Annotated in this window: 21 protein-coding genes; 16 read left to right on the top strand and 5 right to left on the bottom strand. The window is 54.7% G+C overall.

Going from position 1 to position 23,381, the window contains the following annotated elements; translation table 11 throughout:
• The 5 genes from NYE48_RS18370 (at position 1) to spoVM (ending at position 4,831) form a co-directional block, all read left to right on the top strand.
• Positions 1 to 780, top strand: a complete 780-nt coding sequence (locus NYE48_RS18370; RefSeq protein ID WP_340999650.1) for a Stp1/IreP family PP2C-type Ser/Thr phosphatase — start codon at positions 1 to 3, stop codon at positions 778 to 780.
• Positions 777 to 2,948, top strand: a complete 2,172-nt coding sequence (pknB, locus tag NYE48_RS18365) for a Stk1 family PASTA domain-containing Ser/Thr kinase (RefSeq protein ID WP_340999649.1) — start codon at positions 777 to 779, stop codon at positions 2,946 to 2,948. Before NYE48_RS18370 ends, pknB begins: the two co-directional genes overlap by 4 nt.
• A 48-nt stretch (positions 2,949 to 2,996) precedes the next feature.
• Positions 2,997 to 3,911, top strand: a complete 915-nt coding sequence (rsgA, locus tag NYE48_RS18360) for a ribosome small subunit-dependent GTPase A (RefSeq protein ID WP_340999648.1) — start codon at positions 2,997 to 2,999, stop codon at positions 3,909 to 3,911.
• A gap of 5 nt (positions 3,912 to 3,916) precedes the next feature.
• Positions 3,917 to 4,579, top strand: a complete 663-nt coding sequence (rpe, locus tag NYE48_RS18355) for a ribulose-phosphate 3-epimerase (RefSeq protein WP_340999647.1) — start codon at positions 3,917 to 3,919, stop codon at positions 4,577 to 4,579.
• A gap of 171 nt (positions 4,580 to 4,750) precedes the next feature.
• Positions 4,751 to 4,831: a stage V sporulation protein SpoVM gene (spoVM, locus tag NYE48_RS18350; RefSeq protein WP_036707696.1), complete on the top strand. Its 81-nt coding sequence runs from the start codon at positions 4,751 to 4,753 to the stop codon at positions 4,829 to 4,831.
• Positions 4,832 to 5,170: 339 nt separating this feature from the next.
• Here the strand turns inward: spoVM and rpmB are convergent, their stop codons facing one another.
• Positions 5,171 to 5,359 carry a 50S ribosomal protein L28 gene (rpmB, locus tag NYE48_RS18345; protein WP_081992147.1) on the bottom strand — a complete coding sequence of 63 codons (189 nt, stop codon included), beginning with the start codon at positions 5,357 to 5,359 and terminating at the stop codon, positions 5,171 to 5,173.
• 283 nt (positions 5,360 to 5,642) lie between these two features.
• Between rpmB and NYE48_RS18340 the strand changes: the two genes are divergently transcribed.
• The 5 genes from NYE48_RS18340 to NYE48_RS18320 all read left to right on the top strand — a co-directional run bounded on the left by NYE48_RS18340 (position 5,643) and on the right by NYE48_RS18320 (position 11,405).
• Positions 5,643 to 7,442: a DAK2 domain-containing protein gene (locus NYE48_RS18340; RefSeq protein WP_340999646.1), complete on the top strand. Its 1,800-nt coding sequence runs from the start codon at positions 5,643 to 5,645 to the stop codon at positions 7,440 to 7,442.
• 53 nt (positions 7,443 to 7,495) lie between these two features.
• Positions 7,496 to 8,353, top strand: a complete 858-nt coding sequence (locus NYE48_RS18335) for a DegV family protein (protein ID WP_036707699.1) — start codon at positions 7,496 to 7,498, stop codon at positions 8,351 to 8,353.
• Between the two features lie 15 nt (positions 8,354 to 8,368).
• On the top strand, positions 8,369 to 10,420 hold the full coding sequence (gene recG, locus NYE48_RS18330; protein ID WP_340999645.1) for an ATP-dependent DNA helicase RecG: 2,052 nt from the start codon (positions 8,369 to 8,371) through the stop codon (positions 10,418 to 10,420).
• A 66-nt stretch (positions 10,421 to 10,486) separates the two neighbouring features.
• A complete protein-coding gene (locus tag NYE48_RS18325; protein WP_036707702.1) occupies positions 10,487 to 10,774 on the top strand; it encodes a stage VI sporulation protein F in 288 nt (95 codons plus the stop codon).
• Positions 10,775 to 11,003: 229 nt separating this feature from the next.
• Positions 11,004 to 11,405 carry a cupredoxin domain-containing protein gene (locus NYE48_RS18320; protein WP_212947027.1) on the top strand — a complete coding sequence of 134 codons (402 nt, stop codon included), beginning with the start codon at positions 11,004 to 11,006 and terminating at the stop codon, positions 11,403 to 11,405.
• Between the two features lie 116 nt (positions 11,406 to 11,521).
• Here the strand turns inward: NYE48_RS18320 and NYE48_RS18315 are convergent, their stop codons facing one another.
• From NYE48_RS18315 to NYE48_RS18305, 3 genes are all read right to left on the bottom strand, one after another.
• Complete coding sequence (locus tag NYE48_RS18315; RefSeq protein WP_340999644.1) at positions 11,522 to 12,196, bottom strand: SOS response-associated peptidase; 675 nt, start codon at positions 12,194 to 12,196, stop codon at positions 11,522 to 11,524.
• Positions 12,197 to 12,286: 90 nt separating this feature from the next.
• Positions 12,287 to 12,637 carry a YolD-like family protein gene (locus NYE48_RS18310; RefSeq protein ID WP_212947023.1) on the bottom strand — a complete coding sequence of 117 codons (351 nt, stop codon included), beginning with the start codon at positions 12,635 to 12,637 and terminating at the stop codon, positions 12,287 to 12,289.
• Positions 12,634 to 13,878, bottom strand: a complete 1,245-nt coding sequence (locus tag NYE48_RS18305) for a DNA polymerase IV (RefSeq protein WP_036707707.1) — start codon at positions 13,876 to 13,878, stop codon at positions 12,634 to 12,636. Before NYE48_RS18305 ends, NYE48_RS18310 begins: the two co-directional genes overlap by 4 nt.
• 679 nt (positions 13,879 to 14,557) lie before the next feature.
• Between NYE48_RS18305 and NYE48_RS18300 the strand changes: the two genes are divergently transcribed.
• From NYE48_RS18300 to NYE48_RS18275, 6 genes are all read left to right on the top strand, one after another.
• Positions 14,558 to 16,780, top strand: coding sequence for a hypothetical protein (locus tag NYE48_RS18300; RefSeq protein ID WP_212947020.1), 2,223 nt, complete (start codon positions 14,558 to 14,560; stop codon positions 16,778 to 16,780).
• Between the two features lie 116 nt (positions 16,781 to 16,896).
• Positions 16,897 to 18,093: a HEAT repeat domain-containing protein gene (locus NYE48_RS18295; RefSeq protein WP_340999643.1), complete on the top strand. Its 1,197-nt coding sequence runs from the start codon at positions 16,897 to 16,899 to the stop codon at positions 18,091 to 18,093.
• 43 nt (positions 18,094 to 18,136) lie between these two features.
• Positions 18,137 to 19,513 (top strand): glycosyltransferase family 2 protein, encoded by a 1,377-nt coding sequence (locus NYE48_RS18290; RefSeq protein ID WP_341000689.1) that lies wholly within the window; start codon positions 18,137 to 18,139, stop codon positions 19,511 to 19,513.
• Between the two features lie 61 nt (positions 19,514 to 19,574).
• Positions 19,575 to 20,378, top strand: coding sequence for a response regulator (locus tag NYE48_RS18285; protein ID WP_340999642.1), 804 nt, complete (start codon positions 19,575 to 19,577; stop codon positions 20,376 to 20,378).
• Between the two features lie 93 nt (positions 20,379 to 20,471).
• On the top strand, positions 20,472 to 21,833 hold the full coding sequence (locus tag NYE48_RS18280) for a nucleotide sugar dehydrogenase (protein ID WP_036707709.1): 1,362 nt from the start codon (positions 20,472 to 20,474) through the stop codon (positions 21,831 to 21,833).
• A 17-nt stretch (positions 21,834 to 21,850) separates the two neighbouring features.
• Entirely contained in the window at positions 21,851 to 22,768 is a 918-nt protein-coding gene (locus tag NYE48_RS18275; RefSeq protein ID WP_340999641.1) for a hypothetical protein, read from the top strand.
• Between the two features lie 68 nt (positions 22,769 to 22,836).
• On the opposite strand, the gene NYE48_RS18270 is transcribed toward NYE48_RS18275, so the two are convergent.
• Entirely contained in the window at positions 22,837 to 23,259 is a 423-nt protein-coding gene (locus NYE48_RS18270; RefSeq protein WP_036707713.1) for a MarR family winged helix-turn-helix transcriptional regulator, read from the bottom strand.
• Positions 23,260 to 23,381 lie beyond the last annotated feature (122 nt).

Raw genomic sequence — 23,381 nt, 5'->3', positions numbered from 1 at the left:
TTGATTAAAACAGTTCATGCCAGTAACATAGGCCGCGTCCGATCGGTAAACGAGGACTCGGTCTGGATTGGCCACCTTTCGCAAGGGTATACGATCGGCATCGTCGCCGACGGGATGGGCGGGCATCAGGCCGGAGACACGGCCAGCCGCCTTGCCGTCGACACGATTGCGGAGGATTTGTCGACGCTGGAAAAAGGGATGTCTGAAGAAGGTTTGAGCGCGGCCGTCAGCGACGCGATCCTGCATGCCAACGACGTCATTTACAATGAAGCAGCCAAAAATGAAAAATATCACAATATGGGCACGACCGTCGAGGTGCTGCTGCTCCAGGAGCGTTCCGGCGTCATCGGGCATATCGGCGACAGCAGAGCCTACAAAATTGTAAATGGCGAAGCCATTCAGATTACGGAAGACCATACGCTTGTCAATGAACTGTATAAAAGCGGCCAGATCAGCCTTGAGGAAATGAAAACCCATCCGCGCCGCAACGTCATCATGCGCGCTTTGGGCACCGATCCCGAGGTGTCCGTCGATCTGTATCCTGTCACGCTGTCTGCCGGAGAGGTGCTCCTTCTGTGCAGCGACGGGCTCAGCAGCCTGGTAAGCGGCGAACATATCGCCCAAATTTCAGGCATGCAGAACGTTTCGCTGGAAGAACGGGCGGACCGTCTCCTGCAGCTGGCACTTCTCGCCGGAGGCGATGACAACATTACCGTCGCCCTGTTTGAACTTCAACAAGATGAAGTCTCCGGGCAAAGCATAAAGGAGTGGGATTCATGATCGGACACGAATTGGGCGGCCGTTATGAAATTATTGAACGTATCGGCGGCGGCGGGATGGCCCTGGTCTACAAAGCCCATGATTTGCTATTGGGCCGCAACGTTGCCGTCAAGGTGCTGCGCCAGCAGTTTGTGCACGATGAGGAGTTTATCCGCCGGTTCCGCCGCGAGGCGCAGTCGGCCGCTTCCTTGTCCCATCCTAACGTGGTCAGCATTTACGACGTGGGGCAGGAAAACGAAATCCATTACATTGTCATGGAATACGTCGAAGGCCATAATCTCAACGAAATCATCAAGGAACGCGCGCCTTTGCAGGTGGAAGAGGCCGTCCGGATTGCGTCCCAAATTTGCGATGCGCTGGATCATGCCCACCAGAACCAGATCATTCACCGGGACATCAAACCGCATAACATCCTGATCGGCCGAAACGGCAGGGTCAAAGTGACGGATTTCGGGATCGCCCGGGCGGTCACGTCGACGACGATCACCCAAACCGGTTCGGTCGTCGGTTCCGTGCATTATTTCTCTCCGGAGCATGCCAAGGGCGTGACGACGGGAGAGAAATCGGATTTATACTCTTTAGGCATCGTACTCTATCAAATGCTGACGGCCCGGCTTCCGTTTCTGGGAGAAAGCCCGATCAGCGTGGCGCTTAAGCATTTGCAGGAGGAGTTCGAGGAGCCGCGCGACGTGAATCCTCTCATTCCGCAAAGCGTCGAAAACATCATTCTCAAATCGATGCGCAAAAATCCGCAGGAGCGGTACCAAAGCGCCAAGGAAATGCTGCATGACCTGGATACCTGCCTCTCCCCGGAGCGCAGGAACGAGGAAAAACTCGATTTTTCGGACGTGGACGACGAGGATCGCACCCGCGTCATTCCGGCGATCAAACCGCAGCATATCGGTCCGACCCCGGTGAGGTCGAGGCAGCTTCCTTCCGAAGACCGGGAGGAGCGTCATGAGCCCTCCGACCCGGCCGGCAAACGGAAAAAATCAAAAAAGCCGATCCTTTGGATCAGCTTGACGCTGTTGCTTCTGCTAGCCATGACGGCCGTCGTATTATACGTGAATCATAAGTTGGTCGTACCTAATGTGATCGTCCCGAAAGTCATTGGCCAAACGGAGGCGGATGCCCGCAAAATGCTCAACGATCGCGGGCTAGAAGTCGATCCAAACATCATCCGCGCGTATAAGCCGGATGTTCGCGAAGGCATCGTATATAATCAGAGCCGGAGTGAAGGGACCGAGGTCAAAAAAGGGTCGCTCGTTCAGCTTTCGGTCGGAAGCGCCAAACCTTTGAAAAAGATGCCTGACCTCAAGACGTTACCGGTTGATGACGCGATAAAGAAACTGATCGATCAAGGATTTAAAGAGGATAACATCGACACCAATGAGGAAAACAGCGATAAGCCGGCGGGCACCGTCATTTCCCAGGTGCCGGGTGCAAACGCCGAAGTCGATCCCGATAAAGATCATGTCGCCCTGACGGTCAGCAAAGGACCGAAGCAGGTGCCGATGCCGGACCTGATCGGCAAAACGCAGGATAAAGCGGCGCAAATGCTGGAAAAAGCCGGACTCAAGCTGGACCCGAACATCCAGCAGGAAGCAAGCTACACGGTGCCGAAAGGCACGGTGATCGCGCAGTGGCCGTACGATCCGGGCACCCAAGTCGATCCGGATGCGAAAGATATCCAGATTACCGTAAGCTCGGGGTATCCGGCCGACGCGATCAAATACACCTATAACGTTCCTGTCCTTCCTGAGGAGGAAGGCAAAAATACCAAGATCCGCATCGAATACGCGGATGCTTCCACCAACGGGGAAACGAAAGAATGGGGAACCAAAAACATCAACTCGATGCAGGTATTCCCGGTCGAGGTGGTGGTCGGGCCGTCCAAAGACGCTACCGTCAGGGTCGTCCGCAACGGCCAGCTATTCGACACCTACACCGTGTATTACACGGATGTGAAGAACGGAACGGTTCCTGATATCGATATCGTGCTTCCGAACAATGCCGGGGATGAACAGGAGATTCCGGAGGATCCCGCGGATGAAAACAAAGGCGGGGACGAAACGACCGGGATGACGCCTCCGGGCTGGAAGCACGGCAACCCGGGCAAGGGCAATAAAAAGAAAAACGAAAACGTAATTTATCAACAAAACCATTAAGGCCGCCCTCAGCGGCGGTCCTTACGGAGAAAGTGAGGCCTTTCATGTATGCCTGAAGGAGTTATCGTGAAGGCGTTAAGCGGATATTATTATGTCAAACCACTCGAAAACGGAATGGCGGCTTCGGGAGGCGGGGATGCGATCCAATGCAGGGCGCGCGGCATTTTTAAGAAAAAGGGCGTGACCCCGCTGGTAGGGGACCATATCCGGTATTCCCATACGGAAAACAGAGAAGGCGTGGTGGATGAAATTTTGCCGCGCCGCTCCGAGCTGATCCGTCCCCCGGTCGCCAACGTGGATTTGGCTGTTCTGGTATTTTCGGTGCGCGAGCCGGATTTGAATCTCCAGCTGCTGGACAAGTTTCTGGTTCATATCGAGCACGCCGGTCTTGATACGGTCATCTGCTTGACCAAACAGGATCTTCTGGCCGAAGCGAAAGGGGAGGATCCGGTCGCTTTGGTCCAATCGCTGTACGAAAATATCGGATATCAAGTCATCGTATCGAGCTCACGCTTAGGGCTGGGAACGGAACTGCTGACGGAACGATTGAAGGGGCAAATCAGCGTGTTTTCGGGGCAGTCGGGAGTAGGCAAATCGTCTTTGCTGAACCGGCTCGTTCCCGGACTCGAGCTGGAAACGAGCGCCATCAGCATGAAGCTTGGACGGGGGAAACATACGACCCGCCATGTGGAGCTGATCGAGCTTCCAGGCGGCGGCTTTGTGGCGGATACGCCGGGCTTTAGCCAGCTGGACTTTTTGGAGCTTGGCGTCGAGGAGCTCTCGACCTGTTTTAGGGAGTTTGCCTCTTTGGCCGAGGGATGCAAATTTCGCGGCTGCAGCCATACTCACGAGCCGGGCTGCAAAGTCCGGGAGGCTGTTGAAAACGGCCACATTGCAGCGAGCCGCTATGAGCATTATGTGCAGTTTTTAACGGAAATGAAAGATAAAAAGCGGAGGTATTAACGGAAATGATTAAAATAGCGCCATCGATATTGTCAGCAGATTTTGCCCGGTTGGGGCCGGAGGTAGCGGCTGCGGAAGCGGGAGGAGCGGACTGGATCCACGTGGATGTCATGGACGGGCATTTCGTTCCGAACATCACGCTCGGGCCGGCCATCGTCAGCGCCATCAAGCCGCATACGAGCCTGCCTCTCGACGTTCATTTAATGATCGAGCGTCCGGAGGCATACATCGCTGATTTCGTCAAAGCCGGCGCAGACGTAATTACCGTTCATGCCGAGGCTTGCACCCATTTGCATCGGGTCATCCATATGATCAAAGAACACGGAATCAAAGCCGGGGTTGCCATCAACCCGGCCACCCCGGCTTCGGCCATCCAGGAAGTGCTGGAGGACGTGGACCTGGTGCTTGTCATGACGGTTAACCCGGGTTTCGGAGGACAAGCCTTCATTCCGCGCACGGTCCATAAAATCCGCCAGATTCGCCAATGGCTGAACGAAGCTTCGCGTTTTGACGTCCATATCGAGGTCGACGGCGGCATTACGAGCGAAACGGCGCCTCTGGTTGCGGAGGCCGGCGCGGACGTGTTGGTCGCGGGCAGCGCCGTTTACGGCAAAAAGGACCGCGAGGCCGCCATTCGGGCCATCCGTACCAGCGCGCAAAAGGGGTAAACGGATCTGGGCGGTTTCACATGTCTGCCTGTGTCATAGGTCATGCTTTTGGTGCATACATTGGTTACATGAGCAGGGTTCTCATGTAACCTTTTTTTTGTTCGTTTCTGCAGTGAACGCGCTAAAGGCATACCATACGCGATAAACATGAGAATATGGGGAGGGTGGAATATGAAATTTTATACGTTTAAGCTGCCAAAGTTTTTGGGAGGATTCGTAAAAGCTCTTTTAAACACATTTCATAAAAGCTGAAGACTCCTTATGGTATGCCGCTGATGCAAAAAAACCTCTGACGCAAGGCGGCATGATTCACACCGAATAGGGCCAAAGGCATTAAAAAAGCACCTGCTGTTAAACAAGGTGCTTTTTGCTTATATGCTATTCTTAAGGTCTAAGAAAGTGTAAATCGTCCGGAGGCTTGTCTAAAGTCATAGATTCCGCCTCCTATAAGCGGTTCGTCTTCGGTAAAAAGACGTTTTCTTAAGAATACAGAATGCAGGGCCTCAAGCTGGGCAGCATGTGACGATTCTGTATTCGCAAGAAAAACCCCCGCGCAGGGCGCGACTTTCATGACGTAAGTACGACGACGAATTACACGCGGGTAACTTTACCGGATTTGAGCGCACGAGTGCTCACATAAACGCGCTTAGGTTTGCCGTCAACAAGAATACGAACCTTTTGCACGTTCACGCCCCAAGAACGACGGTTACGGTTGTTAGCGTGAGATACATGGTTACCGCTTCCTGGCTTCTTGCCAGTCACATAACATTTGCGAGACATAGATTACACCTCCTTGTTCCAAACACCTGCATAAAACAATACTTGTATATCATATCACAGCAAAAAATGCTTCGTCAACCGCCAGTCAAAACATTTATTTCTGGCGTCTCTTATAGTACAATGATGAATAGCCCATAATGGTTTAATATGGGACGCTTCATTATATATGCATCATCGGGAATTTTGTAAAATCATGAACGAAATTGGCGAAACGAAAACGCGGATACGACGTATGTATAAGGACGCCATTAGCTAGGGATCAAGCTAGGAAGGGGATTTATCATTGAGTAAGCGTTCTTTGAATGGGACAGATTTTACCGCAATGGTATTGGCCGGAGCGGAGCAGCTGCAGCAGCATGCAGAGCATGTCAATTCTCTTAATGTATTTCCGGTGCCGGACGGCGACACGGGAACGAACATGAATCTGACGATGAGCGCAGGTGTGACTGAGTTAAAAAGAAATCATTCCGACTCGATCGGACACAGTGCGGGGGTTTTGTCCAAAGGACTGCTGATGGGTGCGCGCGGAAACTCCGGCGTTATCACATCCCAGCTTTTCCGGGGGTTTGGCCGCTATGCCGCGCCTTACGATGAACTGAATGCAATGCAGTTTGCAGCGGCCCTGCAAACGGGCGTGGACGCTGCGTATAAAGCCGTCGTGAAGCCTGTGGAAGGCACGATTTTGACCGTTGCCAAGGAGGCTGCCAAACATGCCGTATTTTGCGCGCGGCGGACGAATGACGTTACCGAGCTGATGGAGCAGGTGCTTCTCAAGGCGCAGGAGACGTTATCCCAGACGCCGGAGATGCTGCCTGTACTGAAGCAGGTCGGCGTCGTGGATTCGGGGGGACAAGGCCTTGTATATATTTATGAAGGCTTCCTCCGTTACCTGAAGGGAATCCAGGGGAATGCCGAGTTTGCGGGCGCCGCGATCGCAAGACAAGCACCGGCGGCTGCGAAGCCGGAGGCGGCATCGGCGGTTTTGAACTCCGCGGCGCACGCGTTCGCGGAACGGCCGGAACTGGCCCAATCCAAAATCGAAACCGAAGACATCGAATATTTGTACGATATGGAGTTTTTCATCAACCGTCAGCTTGGCGGCCAAGCGGCATCATTCGACGAGGATGAATTCCGGAAAGCGTTGTCAATAAATGGGGATTCCATCATTATTATTGCGGACGACGAACTGATCAAGGTTCATGTCCATTCCAAAGCGCCGGGCGACGTGCTGAATTTGGCGCTTCGTTACGGTGAAATTACGCAAATCCATATTTTGAATATGCGCGAGCAGCACCGGGATCTGTTGACGACGGGCCTCGATATTGCGCCTATGCCCGAGTTGTTCGCCGGCTTGCCGGCCGATCCTGTCGAACATTCGCGCGAGCAGGCACCTGCGACGCCTCCGGCCGATGAACTGGCGCCTTACGGCTTCATCGCCGTCGCTTCGGGCCAAGGCATCGCCGATATTTTCAAGAGCCTCGGCGTCGATGTCGTGTTGTCCGGCGGACAAACGATGAACCCGAGCACGGAGGATTTCGTCAAAGCGATCCGCTCGATTTCGGCGCAGCATGTTTATATTTTGCCGAACAATTCCAATATCGTGCTTGCCGCGGAACAGGCACGGGAGCTGCTTGAGAACGAGCGCAGCGTCACGGTCATTCCGAGCAAGAGCATTCCGCAGGGAATTTCGGCCGCGTTTGCGTTTTCCGAAGAAGAAACTTCGGATACGAACACCGGCAGCATGATGGATGCGATCGCGCGGGTCAAATCCGGGCAGGTCACCCATGCGGTGCGCGATACCGCAATCGACGACATCAACATCAAGGCCGGGCAATACATCGGCATCGAGAACTCGAAGATCGTAACGGCTGCCGACAGCATTTTGGCCGCATGCCAGGAGCTTTTGTCCAAAATGCTGATCAACGGCGACGAAATCGTGACGGTACTCGCGGGAGAACAAACGGATTCCAGCCTGACCGCGGAGCTTGCGGACTGGATCGGCGAGAATTATCCGGACGCGGAGGTCGAGGTTCATCAAGGCGGACAGCCGGTGTATTATTATCTTTTCTCCGTCGAGCCCTAATTACTTTTTACACAGGTTAGGTTTAGAATAAACCTCTAAAGGAGGCCACACGCATGGCTCATCCGGTCATTGTGACGGACAGCACCGCTGACATACCGGAGGAACTGGTCAATAAATACGACATTCACGTCGTTCCGCTTCGCCTTATGTTCGGCGAGGAAACTTTTGAGGACGGCGTCGACATTTCGGCCGAAGTGTTTTATAAAAGGCTTGTGCAATCGGAGCAGCTGCCTACGACATCGCAGGCTTCTCCCGCCGATTATATCGAAGCTTACCAAAATTTGATGAACATGTTTCCGGACAGCCCGATCATTTCTTTTCACATTTCGTCAGGGCTCAGCGGGACGTACCAGTCGGCGCTGCTGGCCAAGTCGATGCTCGATGATCCGCCTTCCATTCATGTCGTGGATTCCAAATCGGCTTCTTACGGCTTCGGGCTTCTTGTCGTTCATGCGGCCCGGCTTGCCGCCGAAGGGAAAACCGCGGCGGAGATTCTGGATGCGGTGGAACAGGTTCGCCGGCAGCGCAAGCTGTATTTTCTCGTCGATACGCTCGAATATTTGCAAAAGGGCGGGCGGATCGGCAAAGCGGCTGCCGTCATCGGCAACCTGCTGAACATCAAACCGATTCTCTCCATCGATGAAGAAGGAATCATTTATGCGGTGGAAAAGGTCAGGGGCCGCAAAAAAGCGATATCCCGCATGATCGAACGTTTTCAGGCAGATTTGGGCGGGATCCGAAACATTAACGTGGCCGTAGGCCATACGGCGGACCCGGCTTCGGCCGATCCGGTGCTTGAGGAACTGTCGCGGCATTACAACCTCGGTGAGGTCGTGCTGACCAATATTGGTCCGGTTGTCGGCACCCATGTCGGTCCCGGAACGCTGGCCGTGTTTATCTGGCCGAATTAAAATGAGGGATGGGAAATGAGTCTTAGTTTGGATCAAATTTCAATCCGTCAGGTGCGCGGCGTGAGTGCTCTCAAAGAAGGAGAGCTTCACGCCTTTGGCATCTTTACGGTAAAAGATTTGCTTGAATATTATCCTTTTCGTTACGAGGATTACCGCCTGCGCTCGCTCAGCGAAGTGAAGGACGGCGACAAAATCACCATTCAAGCCAAAATTATGGGCGTTCCGGTGCTGCAGCGCTACGGGCGGAAATCGAGGCTAACGTGCAAAGTGATGGCCGAGCAGTGGATGTTTACCGCCGTTTGGTTCAACCGGCATTTTTTGCGCGACCAGCTGACGAGCGGACGGGAAATCGTGCTTGTGGGCAAATGGGACCAGAAGCGCATGCAGCTTACCGTGTCGGAATCGGAATTTCCGGATCAAGGGGCCTGGCGCAGCGGAACGCTGCAGCCGGTCTATTCGGTCGGCGGGAAGATCACGCAAGCGTGGATGCGCAAAACGATCGGACAAGCGTTAACCCAATACGGGGACATGATTCCGGAAATCCTTCCTCCTGCCATCATGCAAAAATACGATTTTATGCTGCGAAAAAGGGCGATCGCCACGATCCATCAACCGCAGGATTCGCGGGAAGGGCAGCAGGGCCGGGAACGCATGGTTTACGAGGAGTTGTTTTTGTTCCAACTGAAAATGCATGCTTACCGGGCGCTGAACCGGCGCAGGATGGACGGCATCGTGCATACCGTGGACAATAAAACGATGCGCGAGTTCGTGCGGAGCCTGCCGTTTGAACTGACGGACGCGCAGAAGAAGGTGGAGCTGGAGATTTTGCAGGATATGCGTTCCCCGTACTGCATGAATCGGCTGCTGCAGGGCGACGTCGGTTCGGGCAAAACCGTCATTGCCGCGATCGCTTTATACGGGGCGGTCCGTTCCGGGTTTCAAGGTGCGCTGATGGTGCCGACCGAAATCTTGGCCGAGCAGCATATGCGTTCCCTGCAAAAGCTGTTTGAACCGTTTGGCATTACGGTAGGGCTCCTGACCGGCAGCGTGACCGGACGCAAGCGCAAAGATCTGCTGGCTTCGCTGCAAATGGGCATGACCGATATCGTGGTGGGCACGCATGCGCTGATCCAGGAGGATGTGTTTTTTCGTCAGCTTGGCCTGGTCGTCACGGATGAACAGCACCGGTTCGGGGTCAATCAGCGCAGCATTTTGCGGCGAAAAGGCTACAACCCCGACGTGCTGACGATGACCGCCACGCCGATTCCGCGGACGCTGGCGATTACCGCTTTCGGCGACATGGACGTTTCGACGTTATCGGAGCGTCCTAAAGGCCGGATTCCGATCACCACCTACTGGGTGAAACATGACATGATGGACCGCGTGCTTAAGTTTATTTCCAAGGAAATAGACCAAGGCCGGCAGGCCTATCTCATTTGCCCTTTGATCGAGGAGTCCGAAAAATTGGATGTGCAAAACGCGATCGACCTGCATATCCAAATGCAGCAGGCATTCCCGAATACCCGAGTCGGTTTGCTTCACGGCCGGATGACGCCGGCCGAAAAAGAAGAAGTGATGCGGTCCTTTAACGCAAACGAAGTTCAGCTGCTGGTCTCCACGACGGTCGTGGAAGTAGGGGTGGACGTGCCCAATGCCACGCTGATGGTCATTATGGACGCCGACCGTTTCGGCCTGTCCCAGCTTCACCAGCTGCGCGGCAGAGTCGGCCGCGGTCAGCATGCCTCTTACTGCATCCTGATTGCCGATCCGAAGTCCGAAGTCGGGCAGGAACGGATGAACGTCATGACGGAAACGGACGACGGTTTTGAGGTGTCGCGCCGGGATTTGGACCTGAGAGGCCCGGGCGATTTTTTCGGAACGAAGCAAAGCGGTTTGCCGGAATTCCGGCTTGCCGACATGGTCAGCGACTTCGCGGTGCTCGAAAAAGCGCGGGACGATGCGTCCCGGCTCGTGGCGGACAGCGAGTTTTGGACGTCCCCGGCGTATGCCGGACTCCGGGACTATCTGCAGCAGGAACAGATATTTCAGGGAGATTTGGTAGATTAGGCACATGGGACTGGCCCCCCGTCATATACTTAGTTGAATTGGAATTTGACGGGAGGTGCCAATGTTTTGGGTTATCAGCAGTATGGAATCAGTCCTGCATTAGTGGCAAGAGTCAAGCAAAAAATGAAAAATCCGGCGACCAAAGAGCGGATCAAAGGCATTCTGGAAGGCGTCAGCAAGTTTGACCTGCAGGATCCGGCAAAGGTTCAGCGTCTTGTGAAATCGGCGTCGGGAATACTTAAGGAACCTTTATCTTCTGCTGAAGAGCAGCAAATCATACGGTTTGTGCTGGCGCAGCGGATTGATCCGAATAACACCTTCCATTTGATCAAGCTTTGGGGCATGTTCCGTTGATGGGAGTCGCAACGCCAAAAAAGGCCTATAAGGGGATACCGAGTGCTGGTATTTTCCTCATAGGTCTTTTTGTTTGCATAGTTGGTCCTGCCGCGGTCAAAAATAATGACGTGGAAGGCAGCCGTTGTTCAGGATTTCGACATTCGCGCATGCGAAGAAGCCTGACTGACATGATGCATTAGCAATCCGTGTTCGATTCATCATCATTTATACCCAGGAGGTCAAAGGCATGAAGAAATGGATGACATTGGGACTTACCCTGTTGCTCGTTTTTGCGCTCAGCGCCTGCGGCAGCAAAACGAATAACAACACCGCGGGCAACAACAACGCAGGTACCGCGGGAGGAACAACGGGAGGCGCAGCAGGGGGAGCTCAGGACATTAAAGTGACGGCAACCAACTTCCAATTTGAGCCTGCGGAAATCCGGGTCAAAAAGGGAGACAAAGTGAAAATTACGCTCGTCAATAAAGAAGGCGCGCACGGCCTGGAAATTCCCGACTTTAAAGTCAACCTGCAAAAGGACGGCTCCGCCGAATTTACGGCCGATAAACCGGGGGAACACGAATTCCACTGCTCCGTGATGTGCGGCGCGGGCCATGACAACATGGTCGGCAAAATCATCGTCGAATAAATCGGCGTCATAGCAACCAAAACCAAAAGACCGTCTGCGGCAGCCTTTCTCCAAGGCTGAGGGACGGTCTTTTGATTTGGCGGCCCTGTAAATGGGGCAACTTCGCGATCTCCGCGTCACGAGCTTTTTTCGATGCAGAGCGGCGAATCGTTTTTGACCGAATTAACGGCCGTGCTGACGGGATAGGCTTCCATTTCGTCCGCCGGATACGGCACGAGCAGCTGCTGAAGCTCCCTCGGATCGGCCGCCCCCCTTTGCACCCAGCGCAGCTCGTCTTCCTGCCGTAAAATGACGGGCATCCGGTCGTGAATCGGCTCCATCAGCTCGTTGGGTTTCGTCGTGATGATGGTACAGGTCGCGATTTTCGTTCCATCCTCCTGCACCCAAATATCGTATAGTCCGGCCATGCTGAACAAGTCGCTGCTTTTGAGCTTGATCCGGTAAGGCTGTTTGCCGCCGGCCGTTTTCTGCCACTCGTAAAAGCCGTCGGCCGGAATCAGGCATCTCTTTCGCTCAAAAGGGATGCGATAAGCGGGCTTGTCCAACAGCGTTTCGCCGCGGGCATTGATCATCCGGCTTCCTATCCCGGGATCTTTGGCCCAGGACGGGACCAAACCCCATTTCAGCTCGCCGAGCCGAAGGCGGGTCCCGTCATGGATAATGGATAAAACCATTTGCGTCGGCGCAATATTATACTGCGGCCGGTGGTAAGCCACGGCATATCCGGGATCGAGCTCATATCTGAGCAGCAGCTCCTCCAGCGATACGACCAGCGTAAATCGTCCGCACATAGGGCATCTCTCCTCATTAACGCCGGCCCCCTTCGGTGCTGCCGAAAGCAGAGGAAGGGGGGGCCGGCATACCTTTCCTTTAGTTTACCGCTACACGTCCGATTCCGCCACCGCACCGATGATTTGGTCCAAAGGAATCCATTGGGGGTAATCGTCTTCGTGTTCTTTTATCCGGATTTGCCGCCGGACGGGATCGATCCGAAGCACCCGGCCCGTAAGCCGGATATCTTGCGGATCGCCAAAAAGCGTAATCGTCACGCGTGAGCCGCCGTATAACGCCCCCGTCAACACCGCGGCCATTTCCTCGGCGGCCTGCGGGTCGATCAGCGGGGGCGTCCGGCGCACGAGCCGCTGCTGGTGCCGGATATACGCTTCCCGGTGTTCCGGCAGCATCATCCGGGACGACTCGAATAACCCGTTGCCTTGAAGTTTTTTGCTCATTTGTAATGTCCTCCAATCCGAAGCGAGCGATCCTGCGCCTGGCCGGCCGCTTGAAGCGAGGAGGCGCGGAGGATCGCGGTTTCGCCGAACCTGCTTTTGATCCCGTCCGTCGCGCGTTCCAAATTCCGCTTCCGGTCCCGGTCTCCGAACAGCGTCAGCTGGATCAGGGAGTCCGGGCGAAGATCGGTTAAAGAGATCCCGATTTTGCGGACGGGAAGGCCGTTCCAATGGCGCTGGAACAGCAGGCAGGCGGCATCGTAAATTTCGTCGGTAATGTTCGTCGGGTCCGAAAGCTTCATCTGCCTTGAAAAACCGGTGGGACGGTCAAAGTCCGCCCCTTGACAGCCCACGCTGACGACAAAACCCATCAGCCCCTTTTCCCGGCAGCGCCGGCCGACCGCTTCGCATAACTCGAGCAGCACCACCCGAAGCTCTTTCCAGTCCGCGTAATCGCGCGGAAGCGTCATTTGATGGCCGACGCCCTTTTGCTGCTGCAGCTGGCTGTGGGGCGTGACCGGGGAAGAATCCATGCCGCGCGCGATGCGCCACAGCACTTCGCCGTTGACGCCCCAACGTTTCGTAAGCCGGGGCAAAGGCGTTTGGGCCAGATCCCCGATCGTATGGATGCCCATTTTGTACAAATGGCGGGTCATCCGCGAACCGACCATGAACATTTCGTGCACCGGTTTGGGCCACAGCGTTTCGGGCAGTTCCTCGCGCTTCAGCGTGAAGATGCCTCCCGGGTTCTTTTTGGCGAACAGATCGCAGGCCATTTTGCTGAGCACCTTGCAATCGCTGATGCCGACCCGTACGTACACCCCGGTTTCCTGCATCACCTGGTTTTGGATCCGCTGGGCAATCTGCTCGGGGCTGCCGAACAGCCGGAGGCTGCCGGTCACGTCCAAATGCTGTTCATCGATGCTGTACGGCTCCACCAGATCGGTAAAAGATTGATAAATCTCCGTAATGTGCAGGGAAACGCGGATATATTCCGCCATGCGCGGGCGAACGACGACGAGATCCGGGCATTTTCGAAGCGCGTCCCCGAGCCGCTCGGCGGTCGTGACGCCGTATTTCTTGGCAAGCGGGCAGGCGGCAAGGATAATGCCGGACCTGCGGGCCGGGTCCCCGGATACGACCAAAGGCTTGTTTTTGTATTCGGGATGGGCCGCTTTTTCGACACTTGCGTAAAAGGACTGGCAGTCGGCCAGCATAATGACGCGTTTTTTGGACTCGTTCATGGGACTCGCTCCTTATCCTTTGGGACTACACAGGAACACATGTTCTTATTTTATAACAATAACGGAGAATTATGCGCTTTTCAACCGGAATTATTTGCAAAAATCTTCTTCGCTTTCATTACATTTCAACTTCAACCCCTCATGTTTTCCTAGTCAAAAAGAAGCGAAAACGCCGTTTCGGCATCCCCAAAAATAACCGGATAGTCATACCAGTTATTTCCGTTATTATCCATTTCAAAGACGAATTGGGACCCGCGGTCCCGCCCGGGACTCGTTTCTTATTTTCAAAAATACGCTGTTTTCCAAAAATGTTGTCGTGGCGCGGGTTTGCGGCCGACGCTTTATCGGACTAAGGTATCAATTTTGTAATCTTTATGGATAAAGATGTTAAAACGACCACAACTTTAGCAATTTTTCAACGTATACATAACCACTCGCCGCTTGGAGCCGGGAATCCTGCAGCCGTTTCGCGATCGAATGGCGCACCGCCGCAACCGATCGGCAGCCGCGGAATTTTTTGCCCGGCCGCAAGGCGGGATAGGTCGCCAGGTTATGAAAATTCCTTCCAGCAGCCTAGTTTACAGATCGGAAAACTTCGTTAAGAATTGAATTATGACAAAAATTGAGAATGCCGGGCCAAGAAAAAGGTCAAAGAAATCGAGGTGGGAACTTTCAGGCGATGATCACACGCAGAACGCTATTCATCTGGATCACGGCAGCCGCCGTTCTCATTGCCGGCGTTTTGGTTGCCGGATTTGCGGCCACCAAAACGCCGGCAATGGCATACAAGGATCAGGATGGAACCCGATTCACGTTTAAAACCGACGGCGACCGTTTTATGCGATACGAAAAGGATGGCGGCTGGAAGGAAATGTTCGTGAAGGGCGTCAACCTGGGCGCGACCGTCCCGGGCCATTTTCCGGGAGAGCTTCCGGCCACGGAGGAAGATTACCTTCGCTGGTTCAAGCAGATCGACGAGATGGGAGCCAACGTCATCCGCATCTATACGGTGCACCAGCCCGTGTTTTATTCGGCGCTTGTGAAATACAACAAAGACAAAGGCAGCGATCCTTTGTATTTCATCCAGGGGATCTGGTCCCCGGAAGAACAGCTGATCGAACGGCAGGACGCCTACGCGGACGATATCGGAAAACAGTTCAAGGACGAGATCAAAAAGGCGGTGGCAGCCGTATACGGCGACGTGGCCGTTTCGCCCAAGTACGGAGCTTCCAGCGGGGAGTATACCGCGAACGCCGGCAAATATTTGATGGCCTGGCATGTCGGAACCGAATGGGACCCGGGAATGGTCAAAAACACCAACGAAAAGCACGGCGGCGTCCCGGTGTACCAAGGCAGCTACTTTGCCGGAACGAAAGACGCCTCGCCTTTTGAAAGCTGGCTGGCGGAACTGCTTGACTATACCGCCGAGCAGGAAAAGCAGTATGGATGGGAGCATCCGGTGACGTTCACCAACTGGGTCACGACCGATGTGCTCAGCCATCCGGGGGAACCTCTTTTCGAGGAGGACATGGTGAGCGTGGACGCGAGACACATTCAGCCTACCGGATGGAAAGGAGGCTATTTTGCCGCATATCACGCTTATCCGTATTACCCGGATTTTTTCCGGACCGATGCCTCGCTGCAGACGATCAAAGACCAGCAGGGGAACTTCAACACGTACAAAGCTTATCTGCGTAAACTGAAGGCCCAATTCAAGGACATGCCGGTCATGATTACCGAATACGGGGTGCCGTCGTCGTTAGGAGTGTCCCATTTCGGGGCCGGCGGCCGGGACCAGGGAGGACATAACGAGCGGGAGCAGGGAGAAATCGACGCTTCGCTCACCCGGGATATTTACGACGAAGGTTATGCCGGAGCCATTTTGTTTATGTGGCAGGACGAGTGGTTTAAAAAAACGTGGAATACGATGCCTTTCGAAATTCCGGCCGACCGGCGGGCATATTGGATCAACGTGCTGACGAACGAAAAAATGTTCGGCTTGCTGGGCATGGTTCCGGGCAAGGAGAAACAGATCGTGATCGACGGCAGCTTAAGCGACTGGGACGGGCTCCCGCAAGGCGAAGTGAAGCATTGGCAGGGCAAGATGGAAGGAATCCGGGACATGCGGATCACGCATGACGAAGGCTATCTTTATCTTGGCATCCGGCTGGACAAAAACTTCGATCCGGCAACGACCAAACTTTATATCGGCTCGGATACGATCGCGGGCGGAAACGAACCTTCCGCAGCGCAGCTTCCCGGCAAAAAGCTGGAGGGAGGCGCGCCGGAAACGCTGATCGAAATCGGAAAAGACGGCGAGTCGCAGGTGGAGATCGCGGCCGACTATGATTTTCATGCCAGGTTGTACGGCAAGGAAGGCTACTGGATGCTGCCGGAGACGAAACCCGGACAGGACAAGCCGTTCCATCCATGGAAGCTTGCGATCAGCCTCCAGATGAACCCGCCGGATACGCGGTTTGCGCATCCGTTTATCGACCAGACCATCGGAATGCTGAGAAGGGGGACGACCGACCGCGGCAAGGCCGAGTTCGATTCGTTGACTTCGTGGCAGTACCGCGGCAACGAAATAGAGATGCGTATCCCTTGGATGCTTCTCGGGTTCGCCGACCCGAGCTCCCTGCAGGTGATCGATTACCGTCCGCTTAAAGACAGACGTGCCTTCAGCACCGTTACGACGGAGGGCATCCGGCTCATTCCGTGGCTCGTCGAGCAGGGCGGGAGCAAGGTCAGCTGGCCGGGCGGCGCGGCGAAGACGCTGAACGTCCGGGACATTGCCCCATATACCTGGAAGCCTTGGGATACGGTGCATTACAGCGAGCAGCTGAAGCAAAGCTACGACGCGATGAAAAAAGTATACGCCGAGCTTGGCGGCAAAAAATGAGCGAAGCGCGGAAGGAGCGTTTACTTAGAGAAAAGCCGAGTGGAGAAGCTGTCTTGCCAACCATGCGGCGGCAAATGGGATAGGATGAAATCAATGGAGGAGGAGGACCCGTAAACATGTTCTCGCATTTATTCGTCGCATATGTGTTCATCTACGTATGCCTCGGGCTGATCGGCCTCGGAATCATGCTGCTGGTTCAGATGAAAATCTCTCATAACAGGGAACAGCAGCGAAGGGAATATTACGAGCAAAAACATCACGATTATTTCGTCTACGTCCAGGCCCATCTTGGGGACGATGCGGAATTGAAGCTGCCTCCCGGCAAGTTGAAGCCGCTGGAGAGGAGCGTGATCCAGGACAAGTTCATCGAATGGATCGAGCAGTTCAAAGGCGATTACCGGACCCGGCTCATCCGGCTTTGCAGGGAAGCCGGGTTCGTCGAAGCGGATCTGAAGGCGCTGGGCAGCTTCCGGTACGGCCGCAGGCTTGCGGCGGCATACCGCCTCGGAGGCATGCGTGCCGAAGAAGCGGTGCCGGGACTGCTGAAAATGTTGAAAAAGGGCAAATACAACTCGATTTCGATCATCATCGCGCGTTCGATCGCCAAAGCCGCCAACCGGCCGGAGGACCTGCTGGACATGCTGCGCAGCCTGCTTTCCCACGGCAAGCCGATTCACCACTTGGCCGCCGACATCCTGCTAGAAACGGGACTCGATGCCGGCAGCATCCTGCTGAAGCTGCTCGACGATCCCGACCCGGCGCTTGTGAAGGTTGGACTGGTCGCGATGTGGGGGCAGGCGGTTCCCGAAGTCATGCCGGTGCTCGGCAGGCTGGTCGGCGCCAAGGAAAAGGATGTGCGCGCCGAAGCCGTCAAGCTGTATCTCAGCACGAATCCTGCGCTGAAGGATGAAACGATCGTGCAGCTGATGACGGACCGCGATTGGGAAGTCCGGGCGGAAGCGGCCAAGGCGCTGGGGCAGCTGCATGCGGCGGGCAGCATCCCGCTGCTGGTCAAAGCGCTCCAGGATGCCAGCTGGAAGGTGCGGCACAACAGCGCGGAAAGCCTTGCGGCTCTGGGCGAAGCCGGATTCGAAGCGCTTTGCCAGGCGGCCGTCACCGGAACCGGAATCCAGCGCGAGGCTGCGCTGCACCGGATCGGGCTGGTGATGGAAGCCGAGCAGAAACACGGCGCGATCGAGCAGATGGTGGCGTACAACAAGAAGCGGCTCATCCACGACCGTTACTTCGGCGTGAAGCAGCCGGTCAAACGAATGACGGGCGTAGCCGCGGTAGGAGGGGATTACACTGCTTAGAGATACGTTGCTGGTCTACGGCACGGTAGCGATTTATTATGTCATGTTCGTCAATATTTTGTACTTCGCGATCATGGGTTTATCCTTCCGGAGCATCGGAACGATCGCCAGAAGGGCCAAATATTCGAGTTACCAAACGCTTTCCGGCTCCGAACTGGTGCCGTCGGTATCGCTGCTCGTTCCGGCCTATAACGAAGAGCTGACGATCATCGAAAACGTGTATTGCCTCATGACGCTGAATTATCCGACGTACGAGGTCATCGTCATCAACGACGGATCGAGCGACGACACGCTGTCGGTCCTGATCAAGGAATTCAAGCTCGAAAAGATGCATAATCCGGAGATCCGGGGGACGATCGAAACGCAAAACGTGAGAGGCATTTACCATAATCCCGATTATCCGCATCTTTTTATTATAGATAAGGAGAACGGGGGCAAAGCCGACTCGCTCAACGCCGGCATCAACTTTTCGCATTATCCGCTTATTTCTTCGATCGACGCCGATTCGCTGCTCGAAAAGGACGCCCTGATCCGGATGGCGCGCATGTACATGGAAAATCCGGAGGAGACGGTGGCCATCGGCGGCGACGTCCGCATCGCCAACGGCTGCCTGATCGAAAACGGAGCGGTAAAACGAGTGTCGCTGCCGCGAAAAATATGGCCGATGTTCCAATCCATCGAATATTTGAAGGCATTCCTCGGCGGACGAATCGGCTGGAGCCGGATGAACGGATTGATCATCGTATCCGGCGCGTTCGGCCTGTTCCGCAAGGACTATGTCATCGCCGTCGGCGGCTACCGGGGCGGTTATCCGGGCGAAGACATGAACATCATCATCAAGCTTCACCGGTACATGCTAAGCCACAAAATTCCTTACAAAGTGGCGTTTTGCCCCGAGGCGGTCTGCTGGACGCAGGCGCCGGACACGTACAAAATCATCTCCAACCAGCGCATGCGCTGGGGACGGGGAAATCTCAAAAACATGATCGAAAACCGCGGGATGTTTTTGAACCCGAAGTACAAAGTCATGGGTCTCATCACGGTTCCTTATAACGTATTGTTCGAAACCCTAAACCCTTATTTCAGAATCACGGGCCTGTTGGCTCTTGCGGGATATACGTTTTTGGACATGACGCATTGGCGCATACTGCTGACTTTCATGCTTTTGAATTTTCTGAGCGGGTATTTGCTGAGCGTAGGGGCTGTCATTTTGGAGGAAATAGCCTTCCGCCGTTACAAGAAGCTTTCCGACCTGTGGAAAATGCTCCTGTTTTCGGCCCTCAAATTTGTCGGCTACCATCAGCTTGGCGTGCTGTGGCGCGTTCAGGGGCATATCCAGTACCTCCGGAAAAACAATTCCTGGGGCACGATGACAAGGCAAAGCTGGAAGGAAGAAAGCGAAACGGCCTCAACCGCGTGATTCGGGCAATACCCAAACGCTTCCGTTTTTCTCAAATGATTAAGAAAGGTGGTAATCGATAATGCCAGAGTCCATAACATTAGAACGAAAACAGCTAGAGGGCATGTATCACAACCTCGAAGAACGTCTCAAAAAAACCTCACCGGAGCTGTGCGGCGTGATGTTCCTCTATTGTCCCGGTCCCCCGCAGCTGGAAAGCTTGGTGCGCGAATCTTTGCGGCAGGAGACGGGAAGCGAAATCGAAGTGCTGAAAGACGCCTCGACGTCCACGCTGGCGGTTTTGCTGCCGGGAGCGACCCTGGACCAGACCCATTATCAGGCGCTGCTGCTTAAGCGGCATTTGGAGGAAACGGTGCCGGAGGCGGATCCGAGGATCACGCTTACCGTGTTTCCGGGACAGGTAGACCCGACGCCGGGCGTGCTCAAGCAGATGGCCGAGTCCGCAAGGCTCGGCGCATCGGCCGACATTCATATTTTCACGAAAGAGGAAGCCGCTTCGGAACCCGGGCGCATTCTCATCGTCGATAACGACGATACCATCCGCGAGTTTCTGACGATTCGCCTCAACATGCAGGGGTACGAAACGCTGGAGGCGCTCGACGGCACGTCGGCGCTGGAGCTGATCGAAAAATGGGAGCCGGATCTCGTGCTGACGGAGCTGAACCTGTACGGCATCGACGGCCTGCCCTTCATTAACCAAATCCAGAAGCTGCCTTTGGAAAACACGCCGAAAATCGTCGTGCTGACAGAGCAGCGGGTGGAACGGACGATCAGCCAATGTTTCCAGCATGGAGTCGACGATTATATTACCAAGCCATTTTCCCCGGTCGAGCTCGATGCCCGCATACACCGGTGTTTACAATAAATGGAGGACGATGACAAGGACAAGCCGTTTTTGCATCGTTCTAAAAAGATTTTTAGCATGACGAAAATTACATCATATGGAGGTTGAATGCTAGTGAATCAGGAATATGAGCAACTGTTGAACGCGATCGAAAACAAAAAGGCCGTGCTTGGCGTCGTTGGTTTGGGTTACGTCGGGCTTCCGCTCGCCGTCGAAATGGTCAAGCAAGGGTTTACGGTCATCGGCATCGACGTCGACCCGTCCAAAATCGAAAAGATCTACCACGGGGAATCCTACATTACCGACATCTCTTCGGAAGATTTGAAGGCATGCGTCGCCAGCGGCCGCTTCAAGCCGACGACCGATTACAGCATGATCACGGTGATCGATGCGCTCAGCATTTGCGTTCCGACGCCGCTCAGCGAAAATCAGGATCCGGATACGTCCTACATTACGAGCGTGGTCGACCAGATCAAGCTGCATATGAAAAAAGGATTGCTGATTACGCTGGAAAGCACGACCTACCCGGGAACGACCGAAGAGCTGATCCAATACGAAATCGAAGCGCTCGGCTATCGCGTGGGCGAGGACTTTTTCCTCTGCTTCTCGCCGGAACGCGTCGATCCGTCCAATACGCGCTTTAACACGTTTAATACGCCGAAAGTCATCGGCGGAACGACCGAGGCCTGCCTGACGCTCGGCACCGCCCTGTATTCCAAATACGTGCAGCAGGTCGTGCCGGTCTCGACGCCGAAAGTGGCGGAGATGTCCAAACTGCTCGAAAATACCTTCCGCAGCGTCAACATCGCGTTTATCAACGAAATGGCGATGATGTGCGACCGGATGGGCATCGACATCTGGGAAGTCATCGACGCGGCCGCAACCAAGCCGTTCGGATTCATGCCGTTTTATCCGGGTCCGGGCATCGGCGGCCACTGCATCCCGCTGGACCCGATGTACCTGTCCTGGAAAGCGAAAGGTTTCCGGTTCTACAGCAAATTCATCGAGCTGGCGCAATCCACGAACGACAACATGCCGTATTACGTCATCAGCAAAACGTCGACCATCCTGAACGAATACGCCAAGTCGATCAAAAAATCGAACATCCTGGTGCTCGGCATGGCCTACAAGCCGGACATCAGCGACCTGCGCGAATCGCCGGGACTCGAGGTGTACGAGCTGTACAAGGAAAGCGGGGCCAACGTCGAATATTACGATCCGTTTGCGACCAGCTTCCGCGACAAGCATGGAGAGACGGTCCATAGCGTCGCGTACGATCTCGAAAAGTTCAGAAGTTATGACTGCATCGTGCTGATCACGAACCACAGCGGCTTGAATTACGGCGATATCGCGTCCCTGGGCGTGCCGATTCTCGATACCCGCAACGCGTTCAAAAACTTCAGCGAACCTCATATCTACAAAATCGGACATTCCGTCCAGCATGTCCAAGAGCCGGATATGGCTTTGATCGTGTAATGACAAAGGAGGGAAGGATGGGAGAACAGTTCCATGCAAAAGCGAAACCTCGGATCGTCCTGGTCGTCTGCTTCTTGCTGCTCCTGCCCTTCCTGTTTACATCGTCTGCGATGGAAGAACAAAAAGCAACCTGGTTGTGGGACGCGTCATTGATCGAACGTCCGGAGCCGATCCTGGACTTCTGCCGGGAGCAGGGAGTCGGCGTGATCTTTTTGCAGATCCAAAAAAACGTGGAGGATGAGCGGTACGGCCGTTTTATCGCCGCTGCCCGCGAGGCCGATATTTCGGTGCATGCCTTGGACGGCAGGCCGGAGTGGGCCTACGAAAAGCAGGGCGGGGAAGCGGAAAAATTCATTGACTGGGTTCTCGACTACAACCGCCATGCTCCGGCGGAAGAACGGTTCGCGGGCATTCAATTCGACGTGGAGCCGTATCAACTGAAGCGCTGGGAGCGGGATCAGGCCGGCGTCGTGGAAGAGTGGAGCCGAAACATGCAGGAATGGACGGACAAAGCACGCGAAGGCGGGCTTTACATGAGCGCGGCGGTGCCGTTTTGGCTCGGGAAAATCGAGACGGAAGACGGCAGGGGGTTAAGCCGGTGGATGCTGGAGCGTTTTGACGCCTTGGCCGTGATGTCCTACCGCGACAGCGGCACCCAAATGGTGGATCTTTCCCGCGGGATGCTGAACGAGGCCGACAGGCTCGGGAAATCCGTCTGGATCGGCATGGAGCTGGGAGAGACGAAGGAAGGGGATCACGTAAGTTTTTTCCGGAAGCCGGTGACGGTCATGGAGGAAGAAATGAAAAACGCCTACCGTCTCAGCGAAGTCCATACCTCGTTTGCGGGACTGGCCATTCATCACTACGAAGCTTGGATCGAAAAAATCGCCGCGGCGAACCCGAAGCGGGAGCCGGGCAGCAGCATGGGCAATTGACATCAGGACAACAGGAAAAAGCGTATTCTGTGGCACGTTCATAGGATACGCTTTTTTGCATGTTGCGTTTATTCGTCGGGATGCTCCCGGCTTATTTTTTGCAGGAGATGGACGAGCTGATCTTCTTCTTCCGGGGTCAGATGATAGGCGATCTTCCGGTTGTGTTCATCCAAAATGGATTGGAGCACGGGCAGCAGCTCCTTCGCTTTGGCTGTCGGGAACAGGAAATGCGAGCGCCGGTCTTTAGGATCGGGCTGGCGCGTAATATATCCGGACTGTTCCAATTGCTTAATGGAGCGGGCCGTCGTGGCTTTATCGAATTTCAGCTGATGGGTCAGCTGGTCCTGGGTGATGCCGGGATGATGCAGAATCGACTTGAGGAAGCTGTGTTGCCCGCCGCTGCCGATGCCGTACGGAGCCAGTTCCTTGGCAAGCCTTTTCTGGTTTTGCCGGTAAAGGTATGAAATTAGCTTGCCGATCGGTTCTTTCATAAGCGGCACCTCTTCCTGATGAGATCCATTCCTGAAAGTTAGTGTATCAAAAACCTGTTGCGTACGCAACTAATATGGGGTACACTGGTACTGTCAATTAGTTGCGTGCGCAATTAATTGAC

Origin of the sequence: Paenibacillus sp. FSL M7-1455 (assembly GCF_038004655.1) — a bacterium.
Classification (GTDB): Bacteria; Bacillota; Bacilli; order Paenibacillales; family Paenibacillaceae; genus Paenibacillus_AQ; species Paenibacillus_AQ cookii.
Note: the sequence above shows the minus strand (reverse complement) of the source record. Positions and strands in the feature narration are given on the sequence as shown.